This window comes from Alkalihalobacillus sp. R86527 (assembly GCF_042466185.1).
GTDB lineage: Bacteria > Bacillota > Bacilli > Bacillales > Guptibacillaceae > Guptibacillus.
In genome coordinates, this window is record NZ_JAXHBW010000001.1 from 1,434,270 (window position 1) to 1,446,422 (window position 12,153).

At 38.9% G+C, this 12,153-nt stretch carries 13 protein-coding genes; all 13 read left to right on the top strand.

What is annotated here, in order from left to right:
• Window positions 1–13: 13 nt before the first annotated feature.
• The 13 genes from SJY16_RS07250 to SJY16_RS07310 all read left to right on the top strand — a co-directional run bounded on the left by SJY16_RS07250 (window position 14) and on the right by SJY16_RS07310 (window position 12,144).
• On the top strand, window positions 14–2,149 hold the full coding sequence (locus SJY16_RS07250; RefSeq protein ID WP_377888438.1) for an HD family phosphohydrolase: 2,136 nt from the start codon (window positions 14–16) through the stop codon (window positions 2,147–2,149).
• The gene (gene ybeY / locus SJY16_RS07255) at window positions 2,146–2,613 is read left to right on the top strand and encodes an rRNA maturation RNase YbeY (protein WP_377888440.1); all 468 of its coding nucleotides are present in this window, start codon (window positions 2,146–2,148) and stop codon (window positions 2,611–2,613) included. The genes SJY16_RS07250 and ybeY overlap by 4 nt, the downstream gene beginning before the upstream one ends.
• Window positions 2,597–2,986: a diacylglycerol kinase family protein gene (locus tag SJY16_RS07260; protein WP_377888441.1), complete on the top strand. Its 390-nt coding sequence runs from the start codon at window positions 2,597–2,599 to the stop codon at window positions 2,984–2,986. Before ybeY ends, SJY16_RS07260 begins: the two co-directional genes overlap by 17 nt.
• Before the next feature lie 14 nt (window positions 2,987–3,000).
• Entirely contained in the window at window positions 3,001–3,399 is a 399-nt protein-coding gene (locus SJY16_RS07265) for a cytidine deaminase (RefSeq protein WP_224878481.1), read from the top strand.
• Entirely contained in the window at window positions 3,392–4,300 is a 909-nt protein-coding gene (gene era, locus SJY16_RS07270) for a GTPase Era (RefSeq protein ID WP_377888443.1), read from the top strand. The genes SJY16_RS07265 and era overlap by 8 nt, the downstream gene beginning before the upstream one ends.
• Before the next feature lie 100 nt (window positions 4,301–4,400).
• Window positions 4,401–4,538 carry a YqzL family protein gene (locus tag SJY16_RS07275; protein ID WP_224878479.1) on the top strand — a complete coding sequence of 46 codons (138 nt, stop codon included), beginning with the start codon at window positions 4,401–4,403 and terminating at the stop codon, window positions 4,536–4,538.
• Window positions 4,539–4,582: 44 nt separating this feature from the next.
• On the top strand, window positions 4,583–5,332 hold the full coding sequence (gene recO / locus SJY16_RS07280) for a DNA repair protein RecO (protein ID WP_377888444.1): 750 nt from the start codon (window positions 4,583–4,585) through the stop codon (window positions 5,330–5,332).
• A gap of 141 nt (window positions 5,333–5,473) precedes the next feature.
• Window positions 5,474–6,115: a transcriptional regulator CcpN gene (gene ccpN / locus SJY16_RS07285; protein ID WP_377892106.1), complete on the top strand. Its 642-nt coding sequence runs from the start codon at window positions 5,474–5,476 to the stop codon at window positions 6,113–6,115.
• A 14-nt stretch (window positions 6,116–6,129) separates the two neighbouring features.
• Complete coding sequence (locus SJY16_RS07290; RefSeq protein WP_377888446.1) at window positions 6,130–6,954, top strand: pyruvate, water dikinase regulatory protein; 825 nt, start codon at window positions 6,130–6,132, stop codon at window positions 6,952–6,954.
• 236 nt (window positions 6,955–7,190) lie between these two features.
• A complete protein-coding gene (locus SJY16_RS07295) occupies window positions 7,191–7,682 on the top strand; it encodes a YaiI/YqxD family protein (protein WP_377888448.1) in 492 nt (163 codons plus the stop codon).
• Window positions 7,683–7,702: 20 nt separating this feature from the next.
• Entirely contained in the window at window positions 7,703–9,523 is a 1,821-nt protein-coding gene (gene dnaG, locus SJY16_RS07300) for a DNA primase (protein WP_377888449.1), read from the top strand.
• A 50-nt stretch (window positions 9,524–9,573) separates the two neighbouring features.
• Window positions 9,574–10,689: an RNA polymerase sigma factor RpoD gene (gene rpoD / locus SJY16_RS07305; protein WP_377888450.1), complete on the top strand. Its 1,116-nt coding sequence runs from the start codon at window positions 9,574–9,576 to the stop codon at window positions 10,687–10,689.
• 315 nt (window positions 10,690–11,004) lie between these two features.
• The gene (locus tag SJY16_RS07310) at window positions 11,005–12,144 is read left to right on the top strand and encodes an acyl-CoA dehydrogenase family protein (protein WP_377888451.1); all 1,140 of its coding nucleotides are present in this window, start codon (window positions 11,005–11,007) and stop codon (window positions 12,142–12,144) included.
• The last annotated feature ends 9 nt before the right edge of the window (window positions 12,145–12,153 follow it).

A 12,153-nucleotide genomic window follows, 5' to 3' on the forward strand; every position in this document is an offset into this window, starting at 1 on the left:
GGTGAAGCAGTTGATGTTTACGAAGATTAAAAGCTTTCTCAAGCATAATCTCCGTCTTCTTGAAGGTGGTCATATTACGAAATGGTCGTTATACGCTTTTGCTGCAATCGTTATGTATGTAACGATGCTTTCAAACGTTATGCCAGAATCATTAAATATATCTCTTTATTCAAGAGCTAACCATGATATTGCTTCACCGATTACAATAGAAAATAAGAAAGCAACGGAAGAAGCACGTTCCAAAGCTGCTCAAATTGAAGGCAAGTATGTTTACAGGGATGAAGTGTTGCAAGGTCAAGTAGATAATCTAAATGACTTGTTTTCAGGAGTAGAAGAGGTAAAGAAGCCTGAAGAAAATCAGAATGATAGTAAAACGATCGAGGAACAACTAAACGAACTAAGAACACTCTTATCGACTTCTATGGCGGAAGATATCAGCGATGAGACTCTTAAGCCATTCTTAGAAGCAGAACTTACTCAAATTAGTTTAATCAAGGAACTTACTTTATCTGAGGTTATGGAAGTGATGACAGATAAAGTGTCTATCGACAACCTAGAACAAGCACAAAGTGATGTTGAAACTAGGCTATCTTTAACATCCTTGCCTAAAGATCAAAAACAAGCAATGATTACTGTCGCTCAACAAGCGATCGTTCCTAACTACTTCCTTGATCCAGAGTTAACGGAGCAAAGTAGGCAGGAAGCTATAGAATCCGTTCAGCCTGTCATGATTCGTGAGGGACAAATTATTGTAGAAGAAGGGATGATCATTAACAGGGAAGTAATGGACAACCTAAGACTTGCGGGGTTGCTTGATGACGGATTTGATCCGATTCCATATATCGGTCTAGCATTATTAGTCTTATTGCTTTCAGGTTATTTGTATTACTTCGTCCAAGATATCGAAGATCGTGTGAGAACGAAGAACACTAACCTTTTCATCATCGTACTGGTTTTCTTTAGTACGTTGCTCGTTCTTAAACTCTCTAGTTTGCTTGGAACGATCGAGCTTCCAGGTATAGCATATATCGTACCAGCAGCATTGGGATCGATGCTTATAAAGATGTTGTTTAATGAGCAGATTGCAATCGCTTCCAGTTTGTTGTTTGCTGTTTGTGCAGGTGTGTTTTTTAATGGGGAAATCACTGGACCTATGAATGCATCGCTTTCATTTTATGTCCTGATGAGCTCATTATCTGGAGTCTTTTTTTTAGGGAGAAGGAACTTACGGTCGAATATCTTAAAAGCCGGATTACTCGTTTCATTGATAAACATGCTTTCTGTGGCTGTATTATTAATGTTGAAGAATGGACAATATGGCGGGGGAGAAATCGGCTACCATATGATTTTTGCATTCCTATCAGGGTTTCTATCATCCGTTCTGACACTAGGATTGATGCCATTCTTTGAAGCCGGTTTTAGAATTGTCTCAACAACGAGATTAATCGAGCTTTCAAGCCCGAACCACCCTCTTTTAAGAAAAATACTTGTAGAAACCCCGGGTACTTATCATCATAGTGTAATGGTAGCGAATTTATCTGAAGCTGCTTGTGAGGCGATTGATGCAAATGGATTACTTGCAAGAGTTGGGGCATATTATCACGATATTGGAAAGACAAAGAGACCACATTTTTTTATTGAAAATCAGATGAATATGGAAAATCCCCATGATAAAATTGCTCCACAGTTGAGTAAAACCATTATCATTTCACACGCAACAGATGGAGCAGATTTGTTAAGGAAGTATCGACTTCCTAAGGAAATAGTGGATATTGCTGAACAACATCATGGTACAAGCTTGTTGAAATATTTTTATTATAAAGCGCTAGAACAATTAGATCATGGAATTCCCGAAACCGATTTTCGCTATCCAGGACCTAAGGCTCAAACAAAAGAAGCTGCAGTTGTTGGCATAGCCGATTGTATTGAAGCTGCTGTCCGATCCATGCAAAAACCTAGCCCTGATAAAATTGAGACGCTCGTTAAGAAAATCATTACAGAACGCCTGGAAGATGGACAGTTTGATGAATGTGATTTGTCATTACGAGAACTTGATATTGTAGCGAAAACGATTCTAGAAACACTTAACGGAATCTTTCATAGTAGAATTGAATATCCAACAGAATTAAAAAAGAAGGTGACATCATGAGCGTAGAAGTTGAGTTTTTTGACGAAACGAACAAAATAACAGAAGAACAATTTAACATGATGAAAGAACTACTTATGTTTGCAGCAGAAAAAGAAGAAGTAGAGAAAGCCAGTGAAGTATCAGTTATGTTTGTTGATACGGACCGTATTACTGAAATTAATCGAGAGTACCGTGACAAGGATTACTCTACTGATGTCATATCGTTCGCACTTGATGATGGGGAAGAAGATCAAGTTATCGTTGGGGAAGGGTTTCCTCATTTACTAGGTGAAATTGTGATATGTGTTGAAAAGATTTCAGAACAAGCGAACGAATATGGTCATAGTTTCGAGAGAGAGCTTGGCTTCCTAACGGTTCACGGCTTTCTTCACTTATTAGGCTACGATCATATGAATGAAGAAGACGAAAAAGAAATGTTTAATAAACAGAAGAATATCTTGGAGCAATATGGGCTTTCGCGTTAGGAAATCCAGGCTTTCACGTTTTTTAAATAGTTTTAAGTACGCATTTCAAGGTTTCGTTTATTTGGTTCGCAATGAGCAAAACTTTTTGTTTCACATAATAGTAGGAACGATTGTAGTAATAATGGCATTTGTCCTTCACTTTTCAGTAGTAAAGATGAGCATACTACTTTGTGTAATCGGAATCATGTTAAGTATTGAAGCGCTTAATACCGGTATTGAAAGAGTTGTTGACTTAGTTACTGAAGAGGAGCACCCGATGGCTAAGGTTGCGAAGGATGTATCAGCGGCTGCAGTCTTTCTTTTTGCAATTATTTCGGTTATAATCGGATTCCTTCTCTTTTTTGAACCAATCATACGTTTGTTACAGTCATAAGGAGGCTACTATACATGGATAAAAAGATGTTAATAGAAGAGGCAAGAAAAGCGAGAGAGATGGCCTATGTGCCATATTCAAAATTTAAAGTAGGAGCTGCTTTACTTTCAGAGGATGGAACTGTTTTTGGTGGATGTAACATTGAAAACGCAGCATACAGTATGTGTAATTGTGCTGAACGAACTGCACTTTTTAAGGCTTATTCAGAAGGACACACGAAATATAGTGCGATTGCTGTAGTGGCAGATACGAATAGACCAGTACCTCCTTGTGGAGCGTGTCGACAGGTTATATCTGAACTATGTGATCCCTCTATGCAGGTGATCCTTACAAATTTAGATGGACAAATCCAAGAATTAACGGTCAGTGAATTACTTCCTGGCGCATTTTCACCGGAGGACTTAAATGAGTAAAGAAGAGTTTAAATCTGGCTTTGTTTCAATTGTAGGACGACCTAATGTTGGAAAATCAACATTATTAAATCAAGTGATTGGTCAAAAGATTGCAATTATGAGTGACAAAGCTCAAACCACACGTAATAAAGTACAAGGCGTCTATACATCAAATGATTCCCAAGTTGTGTTCATCGATACTCCCGGAATCCACAAACCTAAGCATAAACTAGGCGATTTTATGATCAAAATGGCTCAGAGTTCTCTGAATGAGGTTGATCTTATTCTATTCGTAATCAATGCGGAAGAAGGTTATGGAGCAGGAGATCAGTATATTATAGAACGTTTACAAAACGTTGAAAGTCCTGTTTTTCTAGTTATTAATAAAATTGATCAAGTTCATCCTGACGAGCTCTTTCCATTGATCGATTTTTATAAAGATAAATATTCATTTGCCGAAGTTGTGCCTATTTCGGCATTGCAGGGTAATAACGTGAATACTCTACTCGATCAGGTTATCGCTTACATGGAGGAAGGTCCGCAGTATTATCCAAGTGATCACGTTACAGACCATCCTGAGCGATTTATTGTTTCTGAACTTGTTAGAGAGAAAGTGCTTCATTTAACAAGAGAAGAAATTCCGCATTCTGTTACCGTCGTAACAGAACAAATGAAACAAAGAGAAGGTTCAGATGTTATCGATATTCATGTGACTGTAGTGGTTGAGCGATCTTCCCAAAAAGGCATTATTATCGGTAAGCAAGGAAAGCTTCTTAAGGAAATTGGAAAGAGAGCAAGAAAGGACATCGAAGCATTACTTGGTTCTAGAGTTTACATGGAGATCTGGGTCAAGGTTGTGAAAGACTGGAGAAACAAAACGACCTCTCTTAGAGACTATGGCTATAAAGAAGACGATTATTAAGATAAAATTTGTCAAATATTCCATCACATAAACAAACATAACCAGGGTCAAGCTAGTTAGTAAGAGGGAAGCTTTTTAAAATTGAAAGGTGGGATCTGAGTTGTTGGAGTTTACCTGGAAAGTGTTTTGTGAAACAGGGAACATCGATACTTATCTTCTTTTAAAGGAAATGGAATGCCTGGATACTGAAGATTCTGAGCCACTGATAGAAACCGAAGAGGTGCCTCGACTTACTTGACGTTATGGTGGAATGATTGACAAGGAATGGGTTGGTGAAACTCCTTGTTGAAAAAAGTTGAAGGTATTGTAATAAGAACAGTTGATTATGGAGAAACCAACAAAATAATTACTCTTTATACAAGGGAGACGGGTAAGGTTGGCGTCATGGCAAGAGGCGCGAAAAAACCAAAAAGCCGTCTTTCTGCCGTTTCTCAACTTTTTGTTTATGGTCACTATTTATACCAACATACATCAGGACTGGGCGGTTTAAACCAAGGTGAAGCGATCGACTCCTTTCGCTCTATTCGCAATGATTTATTTTTAACTTCATATGCGGCCTATGCGGTAGAGCTTGTCGATAAATTAACTGAAGATAAGAAGCCTAATCCTTATCTATTTGAAACTCTTTATCAAGTTATGCATGCCCTCGATGAAGAAAAGGATCCTGAGGTAGTATTATTCATTTTCGAACTAAAAATGCTGAGTGTCGCAGGAATCAATCCTCAGCTAAGGTGCTGCGTAAATTGTGGTCAAGATAACGGAAAATTCGAATTTTCAATTCGAGAGGGTGGTTTTTTGTGCCACCGTTGCTTATCGATCGACCCATATCATATCCCATTGAAGAAAAAAACAGCAGAACTCCTTCATTTGTTTGCACAGATGGACCTTGCAAGACTTGGAAACATCTCATTGAAGACAGAAACCAAGAAAGAAATCAGAGAGGTTTTGAATCAATACTTCGATGCGTACTCCGGTCTCTTTCTGAAATCAAAGCGGTTTCTTGAACAGTTAGACCGATTTAAGCTTGAATAGCAAAAACCCTGGAAAGCTTCCAGGGTTTTTGCTATTTATTGCTAGATTGATCAAGAATAAGGCGTATAAGATCGTACACTTTTACGAAATGACGTTAATAGTATATAATAATGAAAATAAAGTATAACATTTTTGAGTAAGGTGGTGAGTCAAATCGAACTGAACAATCGTCAGGAAACAATCCTTCAAATTGTAAAGAATGAAGGCCCTATAACTGGTGAACATATTGCAGATAAACTTAGTTTAACAAGAGCTACACTTCGACCAGACCTTGCAATTTTAACGATGGCGGGTTATCTCGATGCAAGACCTAGGGTAGGGTATTTTTACACTGGTAAGACTGGTTCTCAGTTGCTTACCGAAAAAATAAAGAAAATTAAGGTTGATGATTATAAATCGATTCCGGTTGTTGTACAGGAAAATACTAGTGTTTATGATGCGATTTGCTCTATGTTTCTAGAAGATGTCGGCACATTATTCGTTGTTAATAAAAAGGCTCACCTAGTAGGTGTTCTTTCAAGAAAAGACTTGCTAAGAGCTGCTCTTGGAAAGCAAGATTTACAGAGTATTCCTGTTACGATTATAATGACTAGAATGCCTAATATCACAGTTTGTCTTCAAGATGATATGCTTATTGAAGTAGCGAATCGATTGATCGAAAAACAAATTGATGCGTTACCGATCGTAAAAGAGGATTCTGAGGGGATGGAGGTTATCGGCCGAATAACCAAAACCAATATCACTAAGGCACTTGTTGACCTAGCAAAGAATGAAATTATTTAGTGTAGGAGGTACATATGACGAATACAACAAACCGTGCAGTCGTATATGTGATTTCTGACTCAGTGGGTGAAACTGCTGAGTTAGTCGTGAAGGCTGCAACAAGCCAATTTGATCCTACTGACTTCGATGTCAGAAGGGTCCCATATGTAGAAGATTCTGCTACGATTCAAGAAGTAATGACACTTGCAAAAGAAATGAATGCAATTGTTGCTTTTACTCTTGTGGTACCAGAACTTCGGGAGTTCTTATTAAATGTGGCATCTAAAGAACAAGTTCAAGTCGTAGATATCATTGGACCAATGATCGACCACATCCAGAAAGCAATCGGGAAAGAGCCTCGTAATGAGCCAGGCCTTGTACATAAACTTGATGAAGACTACTTTAGAAGAGTTGAGGCTATCGAGTTCGCTGTTAAATATGATGACGGAAGAGATCCAAGAGGTATCGGGCTAGCTGATATCGTACTTGTTGGGGTATCTAGAACATCGAAGACTCCATTGTCTCAATACCTAGCTCATAAGAGACTGAAAGTTGCTAATGTACCGATCGTGCCGGAAGTTGAGCCGCCAGAAGAGTTATTCAAAGCCCTTGAAGGTAAGTGCTACGCGCTCAAAATCAGCCCTGAAAAATTAAACGATATCCGGAAAGAACGTTTAAAAGCGTTAGGGCTGGATGCTGAAGCAAGCTATGCGAATATGTCCCGTATTAATGAAGAGCTAGAGTATTTCGACAAGGTTATTCATAAAATGAACTGCCAGGTAATCGATGTATCGAATCGAGCAGTAGAGGAAACGGCAAATTTAATTTTAAGCCTTTATAGGGGAAAACATTCTTCCTAACACAATTTATTAAGCATACTACCAAAAAAATAGTCTTGGTAGTATGTTTTTTGTTGCAAATATCTGTTCAATTTAATTAATTTAGTATATAATCAAATATTGTCAATAAAATTTGTCTATAATCATAATAATAACTTTATCGATTACCTAATAAATGCAGTAGTAGTTAAAATTCTGAAAGTTAAAACATAAATGCTAAAAGAAGGATAACTCAGGGAGATGTAGAATAGAGAATTATGACGAAAAAGAAACTGACGCTTTTTGTCGATGCAGACGCCTGTCCGGTTCCGATAAAAGAAGAAATCATGTCTTTTCAAAGGGCATTGGTAAATACTGAAATTGTATTTGTAGCTTCATATGCTCATATGAGCTCGACGTTCCAAAGTGCTAAATGGGTTATGGTAGACTCTGAAAAGGAAGAGGCAGACCTTTATATTCATCGCCACGTGACTAAAGGAGATATTGCCATAACTCAGGACTATGGACTAGCAAGCCTTTTATTACCAAAAGGCGTTTTCATCTTATCTCCTAGAGGGAAAAAGTACACTGAAGAGAACATCTCCACTCTCCTACATACACGATACCTCGCGTCTAAAAGTAGACGAGCTGGCAAGCATACAAAAGGTCCTAAAAAGTTCACTAACCAGGATCGTGAACAATTTCGTAAAGAATTTATTGATATTTTGTCGAAATATGAAGGAGATTATTTTTGTTTATCGAATCTATAAAAACCTGTTGGTGATAAATGATGAGTGCTAGAATCCCGGAAGAAAAGATTGAAGCGATTCGCCGTTCCACAGATATTGTGGATGTAGTAAGTGATTATGTCCAACTCAAGAAACAGGGGAGAAGCTTTTTTGGTCTTTGCCCTTTTCATGGGGAAAGCACTCCTTCTTTTTCAGTAGCACCTGATAAACAAATCTATCATTGCTTTGGATGTGGAACTGGTGGCAATGCATTTTCATTTTTAATGGAAATTGAAGGATATAACTTTATAGAAGCTGTTCAAACACTTGGACAACGAGCTGGTATCGAGCTACCCGAAATCGATAATGATCAGCAATCGAGTTCGAAAGCTTCATCTGATAAAGATGTAATGCTTAAAGCCCACGGTTTTCTAGGTAAATTATATAATTATTGCATGGTTAAGACGCCTGAAGGGAAACAGGCTAAGGAATACCTTGAAAAGCGTGGCTTTACTGAGGAAATGATTGAAAAATTCCAGCTTGGTTTTGCCCCTGACTCATGGGACTACGCTACAAATTATTTAACTAAAAGAAATTACCCTCTATCTAAAGTTGCAGATGCAGGACTGCTTTCAAGACGAGAGTTTGACGGGAAGTATTTTGATCGTTTTCGAAATCGAATCATGTTTCCAATCTGGGATGCAAAGGGAAGAACAGTTGCTTTCGGTGGAAGAATTGTTGGAAGCGGTGAACCTAAGTATCTTAACAGTCCCGAAACTGCCCTTTTTCAAAAGGGAAAAATGCTCTATGGATTCCACCTGTCAAGGTCTTCTATTCGGATGAAAGATCAGGCAATCCTTCTTGAAGGATATGTGGATGTGATTAGTGCTTACGGTAATGGGGTAGAAAACGTTGTAGCGAGTTTAGGAACTTCCTTAACAAAAGACCAAGCACGTTTAATTCGTAGACAAACTGATTCAGCGATCGTTTGCTACGACTCAGATAAAGCTGGTATTAATGCAGCACTGCGAGCAGCCGAAGAGCTTCAGGAAGCGGGTTGTTATGTAAGGATTGCGAAGATGCCTAATGGGCTAGATCCCGATGACTATATCCAAAAATACGGTGCAGATCGTTTCGAAAAGGATGTAATAGGGGCAGCGCCAACTGTGATGGCTTTTAAAATGGAGTTTTTCAGAACAGGAAAAAACCTATCAGATGAAGGAGAACGAATCCGTTATATCGAAGAAGTACTCAGAGAAATAAGCGGACTGACGAAAGCTGTTGAACGTGATCATTATCTTAGACAGCTTTCACAGGAATTCTCCATTTCACTTGATGCATTGAAGCAGCAAGCATCCCAATTTTATAAGGAGAGGAAGAATAAGAAGGATAAAGCCCCTCCGAAAAGGGATAATAATGCTAGGAAAAATTTCTATGTGAAGAAAAGACTTCTGCCCGCGTTTCATAATGCTGAACGCATCCTTCTCGCTTACATGATGCGTGATCTTGATGTCGCGGAAAAAGTTCAGGAAGAAGTTGGCGGTTCGTTTAATATTGATGAGCATAGTGCGATTGCAGCGTATTTGTACAGCTTCTATGCTGCAGGCCATGAAGCAGATATTAGTCACTTTATGGAACAGCTTTCTGACTCAAACCTTGTTAAAATCGCTTCTGAGCTGGCTATGATGGATTTGAATAACGACGTGTCGGACAAAGAGCTACAAGATTATATCCGACAGGTGTTAATTTATCCAGAATGGATAAAGATAGAAGAGAAAGAAAAAGAGAAGAAAGAAGCTGAATCAAAACAAGACTTTGTACAGGCAGCAAAAATCGCTATGGAAATTCTTGAGATGAAAAAGAACCTTAAAAACTCATCTTAAGCTTACGAATAATACTTGATGTGTTGAGATATATGGAAGGAGGGGATCGAATGGCTGAGAAACCTACACGCCAACCGGCGGAAGGTGAATTAACCATCGATCAAGTAAAAGAGCAGTTAGTAGAGCTTGGAAAGAAAACAAGCTTGATTACTTACTCTACGATCGTTGAGCGGTTATCGCCGTTTGAGCAAGATTCAGACCAAATGGATGAATTTTTCGAGTATTTGGAGGAACAGGGTGTTGAAGTTATCGAAGATAATACAGATAACCCTTCTCCGCAAGAAGTTCAAAAAGAAGAAGAGTTTGATTTAAACGACCTGAGTGTACCACCGGGTGTGAAAATAAATGATCCCGTAAGAATGTACCTTAAGGAAATCGGTCGTGTAGATTTGCTATCTGCAGACGAGGAGATTAGTCTCGCTCAGCGCATAGAAGAAGGTGACGAAGAAGCAAAACGCCGTCTTGCTGAAGCAAACCTTAGACTCGTTGTAAGTATTGCCAAACGTTATGTTGGTAGAGGTATGCTTTTCCTTGATCTAATTCAAGAAGGAAACATGGGTCTAATCAAAGCCGTTGAAAAGTTCGATTATCGTAAAGGTTACAAGTTTAGTACGTATGCAACTTGGTGGATTCGTCAAGCCATTACTCGTGCAATTGCCGATCAGGCTAGAACAATTCGTATTCCAGTGCATATGGTTGAGACGATAAACAAACTAATTCGAGTACAACGTCAGCTTCTCCAAGATCTTGGTCGAGAGCCATCCCCTGAGGAAATTGGTAAAGAAATGGAACTTTCACCTGACAAAGTTCGTGAGATCTTAAAGATCGCACAAGAGCCAGTCTCTCTCGAAACGCCAATTGGTGAAGAAGACGATTCTCATCTAGGTGATTTCATCGAAGACCAGGATGCGTTAGCGCCATCAGATGCTGCAGCTTATGAGCTTTTAAAAGAACAGCTTGAAGATGTGCTAGATACCCTTACTGACCGTGAAGAGAATGTGCTTCGACTTCGCTTTGGACTAGATGACGGCCGAACTAGGACCCTTGAAGAAGTAGGACGCGTGTTCGGAGTTACACGAGAAAGAATTCGTCAAATTGAAGCGAAAGCTCTTCGTAAACTTCGTCACCCGAGCAGAAGTAAGCGTCTAAAGGATTTTCTAGAATAGAATAATATGCAAAACTCTCTGTCTGGTTGCATTCCGGCAGGGAGTTTTTTTGTATAGTAAGCAAAATTTCTAATCTCTTTTAATAAGATACATTTCTTGTCATTTATTTTACTGATTTTTCTTTCGATTTGCAAATCCACAATTGGCATTATTTGTAGAAGGATTCCTTCTACCATAGATAAACCAAAAGAATAAGCGAAAAATTAACACAATAAAATTATTTTTATTTTCTAAAATGTTGAAAAAATCAATCTTAAACGAGATAATAAAATGAAAGCGTATACAAAAAGCGCGTAAAACAGGAGGTTCTTGAAAATGCATTTCGACTTAACAGAAGAGCAAAAAATGATTCAAAAAATGATTCGTGAATTTGCGGATGAAGTAGTTGCCCCAGACGCAGAGAAACGAGACAAAGAAAAAAAGTTTCCAGTAGAGATCTTTAAGCAGCTTGGCGATTTAGGTATCATGGGTTTACCATTTCCCGAAGAGTACGGTGGTGGAGGAGCTGATACGATAAGTTTTGCTACCGTTGTAGAAGAATTAAGCCGTGCATGTGGCTCAACAGGTATTACTTATTCCGCTCATGTATCACTTGGTGGAGCGCCATTGAACCTATTTGGAACAGAAGAACAAAAGCAAAAGTATCTTGCCCCTATCTGTTCAGGTGAATCTCTAGGAGCGTTTGGACTAACGGAGCCTAACGCAGGGTCTGATGCGGGAGGTACAGAAACCGAAGCATACCTCGAAAACGGAGAATGGGTGATCAATGGCAGCAAATGCTATATCACAAACGCCACGTATGCTAAGCATCTTGCTTTGACAGCAATCACTGATCGTAAAGATGGTCAGAAAGAGATTAGTGCCATTATATCTCCAACAGATGCTAATGGGTTCAAAGTGATTGATAACTATGAAAAGTTGGGCCTTCATTCTTCAAATACAACAGAATTGGTTATGGAAGATGTAAGGGTCCCTGAAGAAAACCTTCTAGGAAAGCGTGGAGACGGCTTTAGACAGTTTTTAATCACATTAGATGGTGGACGTATCGGAATCGGCGCAATGGCTGTAGGGATAGCTCAAGCGGCTTATGAGAAGGCGTTGCAGTATGCAAACGAAAGAAAACAGTTTGGACGTTCAATCTCGAAGTTCCAGGCTATTCAATTCAAGCTTGCTGATATGGCGATGAAAATTGAACTCGCTAGAAACATGGTATATAAAGCTGCGTGGCTAAAAGATCAAGGCAAGCGATTTACGAAAGAAGCTTCTATTTGCAAGCTTTACGCATCTGAAATTTGTATGGAAGTATGCAACCAGGCTGTACAAATTCATGGTGGTAATGGTTATATGCGAGATTACCACGTAGAAAGATATTTCAGAGACGCTAAGCTACTAGAAATTGGTGAAGGCACATCTGAGATTCAGCGTACAATTATTGCACGCGAAATTGGCTGTTAAACTGAACGA